Annotated in this window: 17 protein-coding genes; 6 read left to right on the forward strand and 11 right to left on the reverse strand. The window is 32.6% G+C overall.

Annotated features, from left to right (window positions below):
* The first annotated feature begins 142 nt into the window (after positions 1-142).
* From DT250_RS01890 to DT250_RS01900, 3 genes are all read left to right on the forward strand, one after another.
* The gene (locus tag DT250_RS01890) at positions 143-1609 is read left to right on the forward strand and encodes a protein adenylyltransferase SelO (RefSeq protein WP_149212401.1); all 1467 of its coding nucleotides are present in this window, start codon (positions 143-145) and stop codon (positions 1607-1609) included.
* Between the two features lie 224 nt (positions 1610-1833).
* Positions 1834-2928: a tetratricopeptide repeat protein gene (locus DT250_RS01895; RefSeq protein ID WP_149212402.1), complete on the forward strand. Its 1095-nt coding sequence runs from the start codon at positions 1834-1836 to the stop codon at positions 2926-2928.
* Positions 2925-3113, forward strand: a complete 189-nt coding sequence (locus DT250_RS01900) for a Phr family secreted Rap phosphatase inhibitor (RefSeq protein WP_149212403.1) — start codon at positions 2925-2927, stop codon at positions 3111-3113. The genes DT250_RS01895 and DT250_RS01900 overlap by 4 nt, the downstream gene beginning before the upstream one ends.
* Before the next feature lie 73 nt (positions 3114-3186).
* Here DT250_RS01900 and DT250_RS01905 read toward each other — a convergent pair whose 3' ends face one another.
* From DT250_RS01905 to DT250_RS01930, 6 genes are all read right to left on the reverse strand, one after another.
* Positions 3187-3786, reverse strand: a complete 600-nt coding sequence (locus tag DT250_RS01905) for an FMN-binding negative transcriptional regulator (RefSeq protein ID WP_149212404.1) — start codon at positions 3784-3786, stop codon at positions 3187-3189.
* Positions 3787-3927: 141 nt separating this feature from the next.
* On the reverse strand, positions 3928-4455 hold the full coding sequence (locus DT250_RS01910; RefSeq protein ID WP_149212405.1) for a GrpB family protein: 528 nt from the start codon (positions 4453-4455) through the stop codon (positions 3928-3930).
* Between the two features lie 23 nt (positions 4456-4478).
* A complete protein-coding gene (locus DT250_RS01915) occupies positions 4479-4826 on the reverse strand; it encodes a DUF4260 domain-containing protein (RefSeq protein WP_088610280.1) in 348 nt (115 codons plus the stop codon).
* Positions 4827-4838: 12 nt separating this feature from the next.
* Positions 4839-5807 (reverse strand): bile acid:sodium symporter family protein, encoded by a 969-nt coding sequence (locus tag DT250_RS01920; RefSeq protein WP_088064135.1) that lies wholly within the window; start codon positions 5805-5807, stop codon positions 4839-4841.
* 4 nt (positions 5808-5811) lie between these two features.
* Positions 5812-7203 carry an FAD-binding oxidoreductase gene (locus DT250_RS01925; RefSeq protein ID WP_149212406.1) on the reverse strand — a complete coding sequence of 464 codons (1392 nt, stop codon included), beginning with the start codon at positions 7201-7203 and terminating at the stop codon, positions 5812-5814.
* 168 nt (positions 7204-7371) lie between these two features.
* The gene (locus DT250_RS01930) at positions 7372-7770 is read right to left on the reverse strand and encodes a DUF2871 family protein (protein WP_088610281.1); all 399 of its coding nucleotides are present in this window, start codon (positions 7768-7770) and stop codon (positions 7372-7374) included.
* Positions 7771-8025: 255 nt separating this feature from the next.
* Between DT250_RS01930 and DT250_RS01935 the strand changes: the two genes are divergently transcribed.
* Together DT250_RS01935 and DT250_RS01940 are read left to right on the forward strand one after the other, a co-directional pair.
* Positions 8026-8529 (forward strand): GNAT family N-acetyltransferase, encoded by a 504-nt coding sequence (locus DT250_RS01935; protein WP_087984039.1) that lies wholly within the window; start codon positions 8026-8028, stop codon positions 8527-8529.
* 861 nt (positions 8530-9390) lie between these two features.
* Positions 9391-10869 (forward strand): Lsa family ABC-F type ribosomal protection protein, encoded by a 1479-nt coding sequence (locus DT250_RS01940; RefSeq protein ID WP_149212407.1) that lies wholly within the window; start codon positions 9391-9393, stop codon positions 10867-10869.
* A 142-nt stretch (positions 10870-11011) separates the two neighbouring features.
* On the opposite strand, the gene hlyIIR is transcribed toward DT250_RS01940, so the two are convergent.
* From hlyIIR to DT250_RS01965, 5 genes are all read right to left on the reverse strand, one after another.
* A complete protein-coding gene (gene hlyIIR, locus DT250_RS01945; RefSeq protein ID WP_000520491.1) occupies positions 11012-11617 on the reverse strand; it encodes a hemolysin II regulator HlyIIR in 606 nt (201 codons plus the stop codon).
* Positions 11618-12016: 399 nt separating this feature from the next.
* A complete protein-coding gene (gene hlyII, locus DT250_RS01950; protein ID WP_088608871.1) occupies positions 12017-13255 on the reverse strand; it encodes a hemolysin II HlyII in 1239 nt (412 codons plus the stop codon).
* Positions 13256-13557: 302 nt separating this feature from the next.
* Entirely contained in the window at positions 13558-14793 is a 1236-nt protein-coding gene (locus DT250_RS01955; protein WP_149212408.1) for an N-acetylmuramoyl-L-alanine amidase, read from the reverse strand.
* A 441-nt stretch (positions 14794-15234) separates the two neighbouring features.
* Positions 15235-15528, reverse strand: coding sequence for an ArsR/SmtB family transcription factor (locus tag DT250_RS01960; RefSeq protein ID WP_088608872.1), 294 nt, complete (start codon positions 15526-15528; stop codon positions 15235-15237).
* A gap of 436 nt (positions 15529-15964) precedes the next feature.
* The gene (locus tag DT250_RS01965) at positions 15965-16405 is read right to left on the reverse strand and encodes a hypothetical protein (RefSeq protein ID WP_088608873.1); all 441 of its coding nucleotides are present in this window, start codon (positions 16403-16405) and stop codon (positions 15965-15967) included.
* Positions 16406-17188: 783 nt separating this feature from the next.
* Here DT250_RS01965 and DT250_RS01975 point away from each other — a divergent pair.
* A complete protein-coding gene (locus DT250_RS01975; RefSeq protein WP_088064140.1) occupies positions 17189-18442 on the forward strand; it encodes a sensor histidine kinase in 1254 nt (417 codons plus the stop codon).
* Positions 18443-18635: the final 193 nt, after the last annotated feature.

The raw sequence follows: 18635 nt of genomic DNA on the forward strand, positions 1-18635 counted from the left end.
ATATTTGCTGTTAAATAGACATAGTGCAGTGAAGTCCTTACAATAGATTGCAAGGGGAAATATCATATTATACTTTTAGCTAACTTTACAAAGAATACATACGTACAAATACATAATAAAAAATAAACAAGGAGGAGATAAAATGACTAAAAAAAATGAAGCTGGTTGGAATTTAGATAATAGTTATACAACTTTACCACAATCATTTTATACAGAAATCCCCCCTACTCCAGTAAGTTCACCGGAGCTCGTTAAACTAAATCATTCGCTAGCAATATCTCTTGGCTTTAATCCTGAAGAATTGAAAAAAGAAGTTGAAATTGCTATTTTCGCTGGTAATGCACTCCCAGAAGGAGCTCATCCATTAGCACAAGCGTATGCAGGTCATCAATTTGGTCATTTTAATATGTTAGGCGACGGTCGCGCGCTTTTAATAGGTGAACAAATTACTCCTTCAGGTAAACGTTTTGATATTCAACTGAAAGGTTCTGGCCCTACTCCGTATTCACGCCGTGGTGATGGTCGTGCTGCACTCGGTCCGATGCTACGTGAGTATATTATTAGTGAAGCAATGTATGCACTTGATATTCCAACTACTCGCAGTTTAGCAGTTGTCACAACAGGCGAGCCAACATATCGGGAAACAAAGTTACCTGGAGCAATTTTAACTAGAATCGCTAGCAGTCATATACGTGTCGGCACATTTCAATATGCTGCTGCTCGAGGTTCCATCGATGACCTTAAATCGCTAGCTGACTATACGATAAAAAGGCATTATCCAGAAATTGAAGCACATGAAAATCGATATACTGCATTACTACAAGAAGTCATAAAGAAACAAGCAAGTCTCATCGCTAAATGGCAACTTGTTGGATTTATCCATGGCGTAATGAACACTGACAATATAACGATTAGTGGAGAAACGATTGATTACGGCCCTTGTGCATTTATGGACAATTACGACCAAGGAACTGTATTTAGCTCTATTGATACACAAGGTCGCTACGCATATGGAAATCAACCATATATGGCCGCATGGGACCTGGCGCGACTAGCAGAATCTTTAATACCAATTCTGCATGAAGATGAAGAAGAAGCATTAAAAATTGCTCAAGACGAAATTTCAAAATTTAGCGTACAATATGAAAACCTGTGGTTCATTGGAATGAAAAAGAAATTAGGACTATTTAGCAGTGAGGAACAAGATCAATCACTTATTGAGCAACTTTTAAAAATGATGGAGAAATTTAAAGCAGATTACACAAATACATTCCGTTCATTAACTCTTGATACTATAGAAAATACAGCTCTATTTGAAAGTCCTGAATTTAAAGAATGGTACAAACTGTGGCAATCTCGATTAAAAAGACAAGAAGAATCGAAAGAAAACGCCTACGAAATGATGAAAAATAATAACCCATCCATCATCCCAAGAAACCATCGCGTAGAAGAAGCGCTAGAAGCAGCTGTGGCAAATGGCGACTATAGCGTAATGGAAAAACTTCTTGAAGCTCTATCAAATCCTTATGCGTATGCTACAGATCAAGAAGAATACTGCGTTCCACCTGTACCGACGAATCGTCCTTATCGTACTTTTTGTGGGACTTGATTGTTTAATATGTAAAAAGGTGTGTTCATACAAATTGTGTGAACACACCTTTTTTATACTCTCTCCTCCGCTCTTTCTTTAGCCCAAAATAAAATCCACTCTATTCCAATGAGCTTAATAATAACTTTACTATACAAATGTTGAGAAATATAAAACATCATTTCTAAATATTGTTATTTTTGATACTATATTTTATAAGAATATTCAAAAAGCGAGGGGATTTCATGAACGTTCAACTACAAGGTAATGAACAAGTTACGAAATTATTTAATGATTGGTATTTAGCTATGCTTAAACAAGATGTGTCCCAGGCGACCAACTTAAAGCATGAAATTGAGGAAAAGGAACTAAACTTTGAAGAGGATGAAAACTTAGCATTATACTATTTTCTATTAAATTTTCGTTTCAAAGTTTTAACTGATGGTTTAAGTATTACAAAAGACAGTTTCAATAAGATAGATTCTTACTCGATTCCAGCTAATCACCAACTTTCTTACTACTATCATTTATTTAAAGCAATTCATGCTACTTTAACAACAAATTATAATTTAGCAAGTGAACATTATGAAAAAGCTGGGAAACTACTAGTAAATGCCATTGAGGATCTAGAAAAAGGTGAATTTAATTATCGAATGGCTATTTTCCACTATCACTTTTACCAGCCAATTGAAGCTATTGAATATGCAACCAAAGCGAAAGAATTCTTCATAAAAGCTGTAGGGTATGAAAAGAACATCGCCTCTTGTGAAAGCGTATTAGGTGCAGCATTTGTATATTTAAAACAATACGAGCAAGCAGAGGAAAAATATAATTCAGCAATCAACATTTTACAGAAACAGGATGAAGAATCATTACTGTTAAGAGTGCGTAATAATTTAGGATGGCTATATGCCAATCAAAACTTATCGACACTAGCTATTCGTCATCTATCTGAAGTAACGACAAAAATGCCTACCCATTTCAAAGCAATTTTCTTACAAGCTAGAGAACATTCTAAACTTGATGAAATAAATATTGCTGATCAATTCATAAAAAAAGGATTAAAAATTTGTACAGAACTAAACAATGAAGAATATATGCTTCACTTTAAAATTTTAGAGTCTCTTAACAATAATGAGTCCACTGAAGACTTAGAAAATATTATTCTTGAAGGAATTGCGTATTTCGACAAAGAATCCTTATATAACTACACGCAAGAATATTCAGAGAAATTAGCAGTTAAACTTTACGATGAAAATAATCATATAAAAGCTAGTGAGTATTTTCATAAAGCATTACAAGCAAAAGAAAAAACGTTTGAGAAGGGGGCATTAAAATGATAAAAAAAATTAGTTCTATCGTTTTAGGGTTATCTGTTATAGGTATTGTATCTATCGGTCTCAATAGTTCATTTACATATCAAGCAGGCCATGCGGATTTCCCGGCACCACAAAGACCTAACTTTATTCAATCTGTTGATATAAGTAAGGATTACAGCTCAACAACAGTTGAAAAAACACTTTAAAAAATGAAAGACCTTCAATTAAGAAGGTCTTTTTAAATACGCTTATTTAGAATATTTTCCTTTCATGTAGACTTTATTTTCTCATCAACTCCGCAATCCCCCTACTCCCCTCACTACCAACTTTCTCAAGTTCCTCAACAACTAAATTCCGTCTCTCTACAGAATGATTTTGACTTAACTTCGCTTTTCCTTCTATTTTATTTATCTTTATTTTGAATCCGACTATTCCCTTACTTAATCCTGCCATATAATTCGAATCTACCTCATTTAGCGAGTAAGTACTCTGCGGCTCGTCATATTTATGTACTAAATCTTGAAGAGATTTTAATAATTCCTGTTGATCCTCAACTATTTCCAACTCTCCATATACATGCGCCACAACGTAATTCCATGTTGGCACTGCATTGTTTGTTTCATACCATGACGGCGATATGTAGCTATGTGGTCCTTGGAATATAGCTAATACTTCTTGATTCCCACTATCTTTCCACTGTTCATTCGGACGTGCGAAATGGCCATGTAAAGTTAGGGTCTCCCTATTTAATAACAACGGCAAATGCGTTGCATATGGTTCCCCGTTATGTTGAGAAAATAATGTCGCAAAGCTATTTTGTTCCATTATTTCGTACTTCATCTCTTCATCTTGTATTGCGAAATATTTTGGTATGTACATAAGCTCCCTCTTTTCCGATCTTTTCTTTTTTATTTCCTATTATATTTAGTAGTCGTATCAATCAACAGGGACAGTTTGTCATTATTTTATAATGGCAGCTTCCAATTTAAAAAGAATAGGCCGCATGTACTCAATGCAACCTTAGTTTATTTCCTCCAGTATACTTGTAATAAATGCCGTCTTACCTTCACTATAACTGGATCGATTTTTCGATTCTCTTGCTAATTCTTTCTTTAAACGTCCATATTCAAAAGCAACATCTTCATGTTCACGAAGGTAATCCCGAAATACTATATGTCTTCTTAGCTCTTCACTATTCTTATCACACACATATAAATGATGTTCCATCCAAACTATACTTTCCCCGTTCCATGGAACGAAAGCGTCCTTTCTGCCAAACGTATCTCTTCCTTTGCAGCTCCAGTCTGCTTGATGGTAATACCCTATCGTTTCAAGCATTTTTACTACTTCAGGAAAAATTTCGTACTCTTCTATTACTATATCAATATCTAATATTGGTTTTGAGGAAAGTCCTTTAACAGATGTACTCCCAACATGCTGAATGGACAAAACGAGTTCATTTATTACATTGTTAATGAGCGATTTTAATTTATAAAATTCGCTTTCCCATTTGATGTTATATTCTTCGATTGTAATTCCCTGTTTCAACGTATCCCTCTCCCAAAAACAATTTATAACCTCTGAATATGAGTATCTTTAAAATCCGTCTCATATTTCAATCCATATCCAAACATTCGATCCATCCCAATATGTGCTGTCCATATTAGCCCAATCATTATAACGGTATCTATCTTAAAATAGACACCTATGATAGCTATTAATATAGATATAATATATGTGTGACATATATTATAAATTTTAGCACCAACACGATTATTTATACCGTACGCTAACATTGATAAATCCGGTGCTAAAAGGAATACCCAAAATATAATCCAACTAAATTCATATATTGAATACGCATAAATCGTGGCTACGAAAACAACCAGTCCTTCAAAATGTACAATACGTTTTTGCATTCTTTATCATTCCTATTTTTCTATATTTACCGATAAATTTTCATCACTAAAAGTATTCTTTGCATTTTTTGACCAGATGGTTGCTAATATCGGCCCTGCAATATTATGCCATACTGCTGCTAATACACTTGGAAGTGCAGCTGCTGCTCCAAAATGTGCTGTTGCCAGCGCAACACCTAAGCCTGAATTTTGCATTCCTACTTCTATTGAAATAGCCCTTCTTGTTCCTTCGTCTAGTCCAAGTACGAACGCTGTTATATATCCGAGTAAAAAACCAAATGCATTATGAAGCATTACTGCAATAAAGATAAGCAGGCCTGAAGAAGTAATGCTACTTACATTCGCTGAAACAACTGCAGAAACAATAATAATAATTGCTACAACTGATATTAAAGGAATAACAGTCATTCCTTTCGTAACAGTTGTAGGGAAAAACTTCTTCACTACTAATCCTAAAATAATAGGTAGGATAATGACTTGTACGATAGAAAGAAACATAGACATAGCATTTACTGGCATCCATTGTCCCGCAAGTAATAATAAAATAAGAGGTGTAGCAATTGGTGCTAGTAACGTTGATAATGAAGTCATTGCAATAGACAACGCTAAGTTCCCTTTTGCTAAATAAACCATAACATTTGATGCAGTGCCACCCGGTACTGAACCGAGCAACACTAATCCAGCTGCTAATTCGGCTGGTAACTTCATAACGTAGGCTAGTACGTATGCGACAAGTGGCATAATAATAAACTGAGCACATACACCGATAATAACTGGCAATGGTTTTGTAGCAATGATTTTAAAATCAACAGCCTTTAATGTTAATCCCATCCCAAACATTACAATCCCGAGTAAAATTGTTATATAACTAGTTAACCCGAGAAATGGTCCAGGAATGAAATATGCAATAGCTGCCATACAAATAACCCAAAATGCAAAATACTTTCCAGCTATATTACTTATCGCTTCTAGTACTTTCACCCAATCATCCCCTATCCTTCAACTGAAAAACTTTATTCGGATTCAAAATGTTTTGTGGGTCAAGAGCTTTCTTTATTTTTTCCATTACGAGTAATGCCGCCCCATGTTCTTCTTCTTGATACTTTCGTTTTCCGATTCCAACGCCATGTTCTCCCGTACACGTTCCACCTCGTTTAAGAGCATATAAAACGATACTTTCATTTATTTCGTCCGCCTTTCCCACTTCTTCTTTATCGTTTGGATCAACCATTAAGAGCACGTGGAAATTCCCGTCTCCCACATGCCCAAGAATACCACCGATAAGACCTACTTTATCTAATGTCTCTTTCGCATGTTGGATTGCACCAGCTAATTCTGAAATTGGTACACATACGTCTGTACTCATAAGCTTTTTACCAGGATAGCTATGAACGTAAGAATATGCTAGATTATGCCGCGCATCCCATAATTTATTTCTCGCCGCAGTTTCCGTTTCAAAAGCAACTTCTTTACATTTATGATCAAAAACAATTTCCTTCGTGAATTCAATATCTTGCTTTAGCCCTGCTTCATTACCGTGAAACTCTAAAAACAGTGTAGGTTCTTCTCTGTAACTTGTTTCATTATAATGATTTACTTGTTTCATAGACAATTCATCTACAAGTTCAATTCTTGCAATTGGAATACCCGCTTGTAGTATATTAATAACAGCTTCTACTGCATTATTTATAGTTGGAAACGATGCTCTCGCAGCCATAACATGTTCTGGTATGCCGTATACTTTTAACGTTAACTCTGTAAAGCATCCAAGCGTACCTTCTGATCCTACGAAAACACCATTTAAATGGTAACCTGATGATGACTTCGCCGCTAAATTTCCAGTATGTATTACTTCCCCATCAGCAAGAACGACTTCTAAATCACGAACTTGATCACGCATTACCCCATACTTAACTGCTGTCGTTCCGCTCGCATTTGTAGCAGCCATTCCACCTAACGTTGCATCTGCTCCTGGATCCACACTAAAAAACAATCCATACTTTTTCAATTCTTTATTAAGCTGAGAGCGAGTCACTCCCGGCTGTACTCTTACAAGGAAATCTTTCTCTCTTATTTCGAGTACTTTATTCATGAGCGAAAAGTCCATTGTAATTCCTTTTTCATATGGAATAACGTGGCCTTCTAAGCTAGAGCCTACACCGAAAGGAACGACAGGTTTTTTATGCTCACTCGCTACTTTCATTAATTTACTAACCTCTTCAGTCGTTTTTGGAAAAACTACTACATCAGGTAAACTACTAGTATGATAAGATTCATCTTTACTATGTAACTCTCTTACTGTCGTATTTACAACTACTCGATCTTCGGGAAGTACACCCTTTAATTCATTTACTAAACGCTCTACCGTTATTTCCATCGTACACTCTCCTACTTTCTATAAATTTGAATTACAAAATATGTTAACTATTTTATACATAATAATCCGAAAAATTAAATAATTCAAGTTTTATACATATGCAAGTTTCATACTGTCGAATAAACAAAAAGAACTTGCAATACCTATCGCAAGTTCTTTACTATAAAACTACATTTTAAATGACTTCTTTATTAACAACATAAACCAAATTAAAGTACCTGCCATCAGCGAATGAGAAAACCCAACAATATAAGTTAATCCATTAAAGTCCGCTCCATTTAACTGAAGAAGCCCTCTTGCGGCCAATGAACCTAACATTAAAATTAATGCGATATTATGTACAACAAACCACTTATTAAAACTTCTCGCTTCATGAAACGCGAATACTTTTGCTAATCCTAAAGCAATTAAAAAGAAGAAAAAGCCAAGTACAAGTGTATGTGTATGCAATAAATTTAACAAAGTAGAACCTAAAATCCCCTTATACTTTCCATACTCCCTGGCGAAAATTCCTGATAATAAACCGATAATCAAATACGTAAACGATGCATTATATAATTTCTTCATTATGTACCTCCTTGAGTAGAATGTGTAGTGTGCCATATTTAGTAATAATGATAGTTATATAGTAAAAACTCCTAGTCACCTAGGAGTCATTGTATAAGCATCTCACTCTTTACAATCAATTTTAATTATAGGATATCCCTTTATACAAAACAAACGAACTTTATGTGAACAAGCAGGACTATTTTAAAATATGTTGCGATTTCGTATTACACACTCCATACTAATTATTATAAATGTTAAAGGTGGTGCAATAGCTTGATAGTTCTTGAAACTGAACGACTCGTTCTTCGCTGGTTTCATATAAAAGACGCTCCATTTATTCTTGAATTAGTAAACGATCCTGCCTGGATTCAGTTTATTGGTGATAAAAGGATTAAAAACTTAGAAGATGCAAAAAAATACATCTTAAACGGACCAGTTGATATGTATAATAAAATGGGATTTGGTCTTTACTTAGTTGAACGAAAAGAAGATTTCACTCCACTTGGTATGTGCGGACTTATTAAAAGAGATTCATTAGAAGATGTCGATATCGGTTTTGCCTTTTTAGAGAAATTCCGTTCGAAGGGGTATGGCTTTGAATCAGCTTCTGCTGTAATCGACTACGGTGTACAAAAGCTCGCGCTGAAACGAATTGTAGCAATTACTACTATTGATAACATCAATTCAGGAAATCTTTTAGAAAAAGTAGGATTTCAGTTCGAAGAGATAATTTCAGACTCTGGAGAAAACTTAAAGTTATTTGGGTATAACATATAATAAATTGTCAGAGTTCACTTTTAATCTAATCAAAAAATATTTCTTACATATACATTCCTAAAAGTTATTATGATTAAAATACTCATCTGTTTTTTCACATTATAACCACACTAATTTAAATCACAATTCTAATTTAAATTAGTGTATTTATTCTTACAAACACTCTATTTTGTTCTTAAAGTTGTCAAAACTCTTATGTAGCTACATGAAAAGTTTATGCTAATATGTTACTAAGAAACTATGCGTTCCCTTAACCCTGTATCCGGCCCTGTATTTTTTACAGGGCCTTTTGTTTATTTAATTTACTTATCACTTGCTTATATACATTAAAATTCATTTCAGTTTTATTTCCTTACTCAAAAAATTATAAATGATCTAGGATTAAGTAAAGGAAATTCTGATATTGCATCTACCAAAAAAGAATGTTACTCTAAAAATAGAATGATGAAAGGAATGATGGATGAATAATGATTAACTAATTTATATTTTAAGTTGAATTTTATAACTTCAAACTACAAAATATAGGGTTAGTCTATCCATTTTTATAATTCATTTCATACTTTATTTGTCATGATTCAAATGATTAATAAGTACTTATTAAGTAGAAACGACAGGCTAATCCTTCCGATTAAAAATTGGGGGATTTTTTTATTCCCCTTTATGTAAGTTAAAATTTATTAATCGCTAAATTTCCCTAACAAGTAAAGGAGCGAGAAAAATGGCTAATTCAGACACTATTGTTACACATGTAATGCTCTATATAAGTCGTTAATATCCATCAAACTTATATAGAGGAATTAAAAAATGGATGGATATTCCGACTTTATATGAAACGTTTCGATATATAAAGGAGGAATTATTATGTCAATGATAAAAGTTCAAGACTTAACTTTTTCATATCCAGGTAGCTTTGATAATATTTTTGAAGCTGTAAACTTTCAAATAGATACAGATTGGAAACTAGGATTTATCGGTAGAAACGGACGAGGTAAAACGACATTCTTTAATTTATTATTAGGAAATTACGAGTATAGTGGAAAAATCCTTGCTTCTGTAGAATTCAATTACTTCCCCTACCCTGTTGCAAATAAGAACAAATTTACTTATGAAATCCTTGAAGAAATTTGTCCCCAAGCAGAAGATTGGGAATTTCTACGTGAAATATCCTATTTAAATGTTGATGCCGAGGTCATGTACAGACCGTTTAAAACTTTATCAAATGGAGAACAAACAAAGGTGTTGCTTGCTGCACTGTTTTTAAATGAGGGCCAATTCCTATTAATTGATGAACCAACAAACCACCTAGACACTGATGCACGAAAAATAGTCTCTGATTATCTAAGGAAGAAAAAAGGGTTTATTTTAATTTCACATGACAGAATCTTTTTGGATGGATGCGTTGACCATATCTTATCTATAAATAGAGCAAATATTGAAGTTCAAAGCGGGAACTATTCTTCTTGGAAATTAAATTTTGATAGACAGCAAGAGCACGAAGAGGCTACAAATGATCGTCTACAAAAAGACATAGGAAGATTAAAACAGTCTTCCAAGCGTTCAGCAAGTTGGTCTCATGATGTAGAAGCTTCAAAAAATGGAACAAGAAATTCAGGTTCTAAGTTGGATAAGGGATTTGTAGGACATAAAGCAGCCAAGATGATGAAAAGGGCAAAAAACCTAGAATCAAGGCAACAAAAAGCTATTGAAGAAAAGTCAAAATTACTAAAAAATGTGGAGAAAACTGAGTCATTAAAATTAGAAGCATTAAAGTTCAAGTCAAATGAATTAGTTACTTTGGCTGACGTGTCTGTTACGTACGATGAACAAGTCGTGAATGAGCCAATTAACTTCGTAGTTGAACAAGGTGACCGAATTGTGCTTGATGGCAAAAATGGGAGCGGGAAAAGCAGTATCCTAAAACTAATTCTAGGGTATCCGATACAGCATACAGGTTCAGTTACTTTAGGTACAGGACTCACCATCTCCTATGTCCAACAAGATACTTCTCATTTGAAAGGATCGCTATCAAATTTTATTGAAGAGCACAAGATTGATGAGACATTATTTAAATCCATCCTACGAAAGATGGATTTTGACCGAATTCAATTTGAGAAAGATATATTTCATTATTCTGGTGGACAAAAGAAAAAACTGCTTATCGCTAAAAGTTTATGTGAAAAAGCCCATATGTATATATGGGATGAACCATTAAACTTTATAGATATTTATTCACGTATGCAAATTGAAGAGCTGATTCAACAATTTAATCCCACAATGATTATTGTTGAGCATGATAAGGCATTTCAACAAACCGTTGCAACGAAAACTATATCTATGTAACTCCACTCGAATCATTAATAAATCAAGCCATTAGTCTATAAAGTATTTGAATGAAGTGTCCAAAAAAGCCTAATTTCTCTACAATCCATTGAGAAATTAGGCTTTTTAACAGGAAAATTAGGATTCATAAACAATGAGTAATTTACATATTGGGCTTATCTGTTAAAGCAGAAATAATTCTGCTCACCAAATCTTCTGGCATCCATTCATAATTTGTATCATTCGATTCATTTGGTCCTAAAGAATCAATGAACTTTTTAAACTTTGGAAATAAAACAATAGAAGTGATCCAATGTATCGTATGATTTATAGAGAAGAAATGAAATACTCCTTGTTTCTCCCCCTCCTGCAATATTTCTTTTAACTGTTCAAAACTACCTACAAAATACGGTTTAATCTTTTCTAATCTTGCACTTTCCTTAATAATCTCCTCATATGCCAATGTGCCAATTTCAGGATTTTCTTTTATATGTGTAATAAAGACTGTTAAATATTCTCTTAGAGCATTAATAGGATTAAATTGATTCTTCTCAAGAAAATTAGGTAACTCATTAGCAAGACCATATTTCTTAAACACCTCATAATATAGGTTTTCTTTCCCATTAAAATAATAAGAAGCCATAGCAACATTCACTTTCGCTTCTTTTGCAATTTCTTGTATGCTCGTACCTTCATAACCACGCTCTCCAAATTTTTTCTTAGCAGCCTTCAAAATATTTTCCATCGTCTGCTCTCGAGATTTCCCCATTTCACACACCTCAAATAATATATATTTCACTTCAAAAATCCACTAAGGACTTTGAATAGAGTATCTTTTTAATGAAGTTTAATTATATATTTAAAGTAATAACTTAACAACCGATGAAGACTTGCTTACTTTAAACTATTCGCCACACAACATACTCCTCAAAAAGAAACATCTCCTGAACATCGCCTACCCTATGTCATCATACAAAGAATTCATTTAAAAATGAAATAAAAATAAACACCCTACTTAAAACAATATCTCCCTGCGTGGCATGAATAGCTTTCAAATACCTCACGTTCTTTTCTAATTGCGTATAAGAATGAAAAAAATAATAAGGGCCAGAGTTTATCTATCTTTACAGATAAACTCTGGCCCTTTCATTTGCAATTCATTTACTGATTAGATTTGTTTAATCTCAATATAAGGTCCTTTGATGTTTAATTTGTTAATGTCATTCGAAATATTACCTACAGTTGTTTTTTCATTAAACGTATAGATCTTTTCACCATTCACAAAGATACCCCAATTTTTATCCTCGTAACTAATACCATAACCAGCATTGCTAGATGTCGCTTTGAGCTGATTTCCATTCATTGAAAAAGATAATTTCCCTTTGCCTTTGTTAAGTTGGTTATTCACATTGTTGATACTACTCATTTGTTCTTCAAGGGCTTTTTGGTTATCAAGAGTAACTTGATGGTTTTTCCAGTCTAACTTATAGTTGTTTGTAAAGAACTCATTATATGTATCTTTATTATTTGTTCCCCACCATTTCGAACTTACCCATTCGATATTGTACTGATCTGATATTCTACGATTTGTTATTTTTAAATCAGATGTAGATTCTGTTTTATCTGCAGTAATAACTGCTACTACATTAGGAGAAAAACCATATCCTGTTAAAGCTGGTACTGTATCTTTTGAAACAAAATTATTCGTTCCTTCATTGTAACTACGTGATTTCATAAATAGTTGATTACCGTAGAAAGTATTAAATGAATCACGATTATAAATTCCCCACTCCGGGTAATTAAATGATTGGAATCCTACTTTCCAATTTAATTTTTTATCTGTGTGAGTCTCTAATACCGTTTTATAGTCTACTTGATCATAAGATACACTTTCTTTCCAAGCAAAGCTACCTGTAATACTTGCATCAGCATTTGGGCCTTTATCATTTACCCCAACTTTAACACTTCCGCCAAGTGTATACCCTACTTCAGAAGTAACCTTTGCTGAAGTCATTGTATTAACTGGGGCAGCTTTATGGAATTGAGCGCTATCACCACTTGTTATTTCTGCTTCAGTATGATAAGCCGATGGCCACTTTAAACCTGCGTTATAGTATCCGCCATTAATTGTATATTTAGCATCTATATTACTACCATCAGTAGTAACAATTGCAATCTTTTTATCTGCGTAAGGATCCTCAATAAAAGAAACCTTTATTGAATTTTTAATATTTTGCTTCATGTCATAAGTAGTTTTAAAACTATTATAGACTTTTCCACCATTTTGAAGATTTTCTACAGTTCCTTTAGAATCTGCAAATACAGATGTTGCTTGTAAACCAAGTGATCCAGACATAATAACGGACGCTACCGCAACACTTTTAGCTATTCCATTTGTTTTTTTCATACAGACAGCCTCTCCTTCTTAAACATTTAAAAGGTATAAACATATTACTTTTAGCTCTCAATACTAGAGATAGGTTCATAACTTTACAATGTAGAAATTTATTAATCTTTATGACAATAACTATCAACACTTGTTTTTCTAATTTCCATCTCTTTTTTTACTGATAACTATTATCAATATTATTAAAACACATAATAACGATTTAAACAACAATTTTAAATACATATTTAAAATTGTTGTTTAAAAAAATGCAAAAAAATTATAGAATTCTTTATTTCGAGAATTACTATATTTTCATTTACTTATTGCAACCTATATTCAGATACATTATTCCCTTTCCATTCATAATAATCTAAAATCCCCTCATAAATGGCTTCTGCTGCAACCTGCCTTCCGTTTTCTGTAGATAACTTACTGTAATCAATACCATTATCTATAAAAGCAAGTTCCGTTAACACAGCTGGCATTTCATTTTCTCTTATAACATGAAGATCGCCATGTTTAACGCCTCTATCACGTGTTTGAAGAGCGTCTACTAATCGGGTTTGAATTTTTTCAGCTAAAACACGACTTTCTTCCACATGAGGATTTGTTTTTTCAGATTTAGAAGATTTATAGTAGTATGTTTCTGTCCCTTTTGCATTACCATTATAAGCATTTGCATGAACACTTATAAAGATATCCCCCTGATTTTGTTTAGCAAATTTAACACGTTCCTGTAAAGAGCTTTTTTGATCATGTCCAGGTCTAGTATCAGATTCACGAGTTAGTAAAACTGTAAATGGTGTATGTTTTTCAAGCAATTGTTGTAGACGTAAAGAAGTGTCAAGTACAATCTTACTTTCAGGTAATCCCTTTGTGTCTTTTCCAGGATCTGTGCCACCATGTCCGGGATCAATAATTATTGTCTTATTTTCTAAAGGATTACTTTGACTATATTGAAGCATATCTGTTTTTGCGGTTAGTTGTGCAGCTTCAGCGCGTGTTATGAACCTATTTGGTTGCCAACCATTATCTGTACCAACTGAAATTTTTAAATCAATTAAAGTATTTGCGAACTTTTCACCCCAATGTCCCTTTAAATCTTCAAATTTACTTTGTCCATTGCTAGTGTTTTTATTTTGTAGTTTATATGCATTCACTAGCATAGTAGCCATAGCAGCACGAGTAACTTTTCCAGAAGGATTAAATATTCCATTTCCTTCACCTTTAATTATTCCTGCCTTTTCAGCTGCGGCGATATAAGGGGTTCCCCAGTGGTTTTGTGAATCTTTAAAAGATGGTTTTGCATTTAAATCAATGTGTATACCAAGAGCCCTTGTCATAATGGTTGCTGCAGAAGCTCTATCTAGTGTATCGCTTGAACCAAAAGTTCCATCTGGATAACCACTCAATACTTGTTTATCAACTAAATAAGTAACGGATTTGTCAGCCCATGCAGGAACATCTGGAAATTTGTGAGTATCTGCAAAAATACTAGTAGAATAAGATAGTAAACTTCCAGCAAGAATTCCTGTAGCAATTAATTTGTTCTTCAAAATTTAGCACCTCTAAAAAATTATTACAAGTCGGTAAATTATGTAAAATATAGTTAATCTTTAAATAATATGAATTCGAATAAAGTATAGATCAAGTTGGCGTCATCACTATTATAAGATAAAGAATCTAGTATAGAATTATCATTTCGAAAAGAACCCTTCGGCATACACTTATAGATTGAGACTATTACATATATTCACCAACATTGTGTAACTAGTATAGTTACTTATATATACGAGTGTCAATTGAAATAACCTTACAGTTTTGTAAGGTAACAAACTTAATAATGTATTAAGTAATTATTAAACGATATAAACAATTATCTCGTATTTTAAGCAAAGATTGATTCAAAGCACACTCCCTCTAAACTAGCATTGGTGCCTCCTTCAAGTCCTAATGCACATCTTAAAAAGAGCACTTTTGAAAAGTACTCTTTTTAGCTACAAACCTAGAACTCCTACAATCTGACGAGCCTTAACATTATCGATATAATAATGCATCTCTAACCCTCGTCTTTCTGCACGGAGCACGGTTCCCTTTAATTTTGATAGATGCTGTGAAACAGTAGATTGCGGGAGTCCTAATATTTCTGTCAACTGTGTAACATTACACAGTTTATGGTGCATTAATTCATTTACAATTTTCAATCGAACGGGATGTGCCATTACTTTTAATATATCTACATCTTCCTCTTGAATGTTAGCTAGATCTCTATTAGATATTAATATTGTCATTTCGCATTCCCCTTTATTATTAATTTCTATTTTCCAATTATCCTCATAAGTAGTACTTATAGATATTTACCATTTGTCCTGTTGAGAAAATGTATTCTCGTTCTTAAACAAAAAAAGACACCAATCCAATAAACAGCTTTTACTGTTCCAATGAATTGATGCCCTCTAATTTTTAGCCAAATTATATTTTGTTTTTAAAAAATTATTTTATAGTAGACATTCTCTCGTTGACACAAACTAGTAGATTAGCGATGGAAATATGAAAATGTATTAATAAGCGGTTGGAAGTAATTGTTTTTTGTTTAATAGCAAAAAACGAACATCCTCTCAAATTAGATAAGGTGCTCGTTTTCATTTTGATCGGTAATTCTCAATTCAATTTAGTTTCTTTCCAATAAGGAAAGATTAAATCAACTTAAAACAAAGCGTTTTAAATTTAATTCATAGATCTTACTGCAACTTGGAATTGTCCCTTAGAACCATCATCATTTGAAACGTAAATTTTATATGTTCCAATTGGTAATGGAGATAAAGCATTCCGTACATTTGTAACATTATTTTTTTGTTCTCCAGGTTTTATATAACCACCAACAATTAGCTCCATATTTGGACCTTTCACACTATATCCCATTGTATTTTGGCCATTATTTTTCATAAAGAAGCTTAAATTTTCACTCCCATTATATACAAAAGAAGTTACAGCCTCTCCACTATAATCCATTGTTTGAGTTAATAATAAGTCTACAGGAACATGTTCGACTATATGAATTGTATCATTCGTTTTGTGTATTTCTTCAGCATAAGTATTATTTCCTAACACACCAAGTGTTAATGCTGAAATTACTCCACAACTAAGCACTAGTTTATTTAACTTCATTTTAAGTTCCCCCTTGATGTTTGTAATCTATTACCATCATACATTCTTTTTCAGGTGCTTTTTTATGTAATAATTCATATCTTTAAACCTATATATTTTAACTTTACACCTTAATAGTTACTGAAAAACTCACATTGATAAAGCTACAGTATTATGATTCATAAAAAACATGTAAATTTCAAAATCTTTTTAACGAGAATTCATACAATTAAGTACCAAGCACGCAAATAAATAGCGTTTCCATTTTAGATAAAATATACTAATGAAAAATTTTGAAATTTACACTTTATAATTTGGTATATTCCATGTTAATATAACGAAGGCTACAAATAGAATCCACAAAATATATTTTTTCATAGAATATTCATACTTAAAATCCTATTATTTTATTAGTAACTCAATCCTAGTTTTCCTTATACAAAAGTCAATTTCTAGTTTCATATGTATAAATATCTAAGTAGATTTTTTTATCTATTATTTTTCCTAACTTCCTTATCAATTCTAATAAAGTGAAACTTTAATCAGTGGGGTTTTGTTCATCCCCCACTGATTATCAGCCCTCACCAATCGGGCTTTTACGGGCAGTTGATCCCCTACCTAACTTCTTTGCTTCCGCTGAATTTTGAGGTGGGGGTCTTACTGCCCGTTAATGCGGGATAAAAGTAATATTATAGTACTTTTTCAAGCGCTCTTCCTTTTTTAGATAGAAAGTCTACTGATAACTAAACATCTAAGTTTAACTCATACATAATCCAATATACAAACTATCGGAGATGCAAACCTATGGGAATATCTACTCTTTTATTAAATACCTTTATAATAATAATTTGTATCCTTAGCTACCACGTATTTTGGCTAGAATTTAAAGAAAAAAAAACATGTAATAATATATTGATTTCTATCCTTTCCTCCATTGCTATTATTTTTTGCATGACTTTTCCTTTTCATTTACATGCTGGATTTATTTATGATTTACGTTTTATTCCTATCATATTAGTTTTTCTATATGGAAATACAAAAAACATTGTTTTTATAGGAATTTTATATCTTTCTTATCGATTTTTCTTGGGCGGAAATGGAGTTCTTCCATCATTTATTATCTTTACTATTATTTCTGTTATAACAATGCTCTTTCGTTACTTATTACCAATGTATGTTAAAGAAAAAAAGATATTATTAAGCTTGCTTCTTATTTTAGTATGTACAACTTCACTTTCTATCTGCGGTATTGTAACTCAAATAAATACAGGTGGTAAAATTGACTCTACTCTCATAGAATTTTTATTAAATTATATAATCATTAATATATTTACAGTATTATTATCAGTGTATTTAATAGAGGGAATGATTGAGAAATATAAAATGAAAGAAAAGCTGCAACGGGCTGAAAAATTTTATATAGCTAGCGAACTAGCCGCGTCCATTGCACACGAAATCCACAATCCACTAACCACAGTACATGGATTCACTCAATTGTTAAATGAAAAACATGCCTCTAAGCTACCTCAGAATCAGTACTTAGAAATCATGTTAATTGAAATGCAACATATACAATCTACTATTAATAACTATTTATCTTTAACAAAACCACAGAACACCCTAAAAGAGAAAATAGATATTAATCATATTTTAAATCAAGTGAAAGACACTATTTCACCACTCGCTCTATCATACAAAGTTGAAATAATACAAAATAGTACAAATTCCTTTTATATAAATGGAGACCCCGAAAAATTCAGGATCTGTCTAAACAACATCATACAAAACGGAATTGAGGCCATGATAAATGGTGGAGTATTACAAATAAATATACAGAAAATTAAAGGTAATATTATAATCGATATTATTGATTCAGGGGTTGGAATGTCCTCTCAACAAATAAAGCGGATTGCTTTACCATTCTATTCAACAACAGAAAAAGGAACTGGGCTTGGTACTATGATTGCTTATAGTATTATTAAAGAATTAAACGGTGATATAGAAATAGAGAGTAAATTAGGCCAAGGTACACGATTTTCCATTAGTATCCCTTGCTAATATGACGGAATTATTTAAATAATTAAATTTTTCTATTTAACTTATAAAATAAATTTCAAAAATGCCGCTACTTAACTCATTAATCATCTTGATTTCGTGAATAAATTAAACGTAATAAGGACCAGAGCATATCTGTTTTTACGGATATACTCTAGTCCTTTAATTAAATCAAATATACTTAAATTTTATTACT

The sequence above is a fragment of the Bacillus sp. AR2-1 genome (genome assembly GCF_008368755.1).
Taxonomy (GTDB): domain Bacteria; phylum Bacillota; class Bacilli; order Bacillales; family Bacillaceae_G; genus Bacillus_A; species Bacillus_A wiedmannii.

What these genes read in the sequence shown, in the direction of transcription:
- DT250_RS01890 (WP_149212401.1), top strand. Translation starts at nt 143, where the DNA reads ATGACTAAAAAAAATGAAGCTGGTTGGAATTTAGATAATAGTTATACA.
- DT250_RS01895 (WP_149212402.1), top strand. Translation starts at nt 1,834, where the DNA reads ATGAACGTTCAACTACAAGGTAATGAACAAGTTACGAAATTATTTAAT.
- DT250_RS01900 (WP_149212403.1), top strand. Translation starts at nt 2,925, where the DNA reads ATGATAAAAAAAATTAGTTCTATCGTTTTAGGGTTATCTGTTATAGGT.
- DT250_RS01905 (WP_149212404.1), bottom strand. Translation starts at nt 3,786, where the DNA reads ATGTACATACCAAAATATTTCGCAATACAAGATGAAGAGATGAAGTAC.
- DT250_RS01915 (WP_088610280.1), bottom strand. Translation starts at nt 4,826, where the DNA reads ATGCAAAAACGTATTGTACATTTTGAAGGACTGGTTGTTTTCGTAGCC.
- DT250_RS01925 (WP_149212406.1), bottom strand. Translation starts at nt 7,203, where the DNA reads ATGGAAATAACGGTAGAGCGTTTAGTAAATGAATTAAAGGGTGTACTT.
- DT250_RS01930 (WP_088610281.1), bottom strand. Translation starts at nt 7,770, where the DNA reads ATGAAGAAATTATATAATGCATCGTTTACGTATTTGATTATCGGTTTA.
- DT250_RS01940 (WP_149212407.1), top strand. Translation starts at nt 9,391, where the DNA reads ATGTCAATGATAAAAGTTCAAGACTTAACTTTTTCATATCCAGGTAGC.
- hlyIIR (WP_000520491.1), bottom strand. Translation starts at nt 11,617, where the DNA reads ATGGGGAAATCTCGAGAGCAGACGATGGAAAATATTTTGAAGGCTGCT.
- hlyII (WP_088608871.1), bottom strand. Translation starts at nt 13,255, where the DNA reads ATGAAAAAAACAAATGGAATAGCTAAAAGTGTTGCGGTAGCGTCCGTT.
- DT250_RS01960 (WP_088608872.1), bottom strand. Translation starts at nt 15,528, where the DNA reads ATGACAATATTAATATCTAATAGAGATCTAGCTAACATTCAAGAGGAA.
- DT250_RS01965 (WP_088608873.1), bottom strand. Translation starts at nt 16,405, where the DNA reads ATGAAGTTAAATAAACTAGTGCTTAGTTGTGGAGTAATTTCAGCATTA.
- DT250_RS01975 (WP_088064140.1), top strand. Translation starts at nt 17,189, where the DNA reads ATGGGAATATCTACTCTTTTATTAAATACCTTTATAATAATAATTTGT.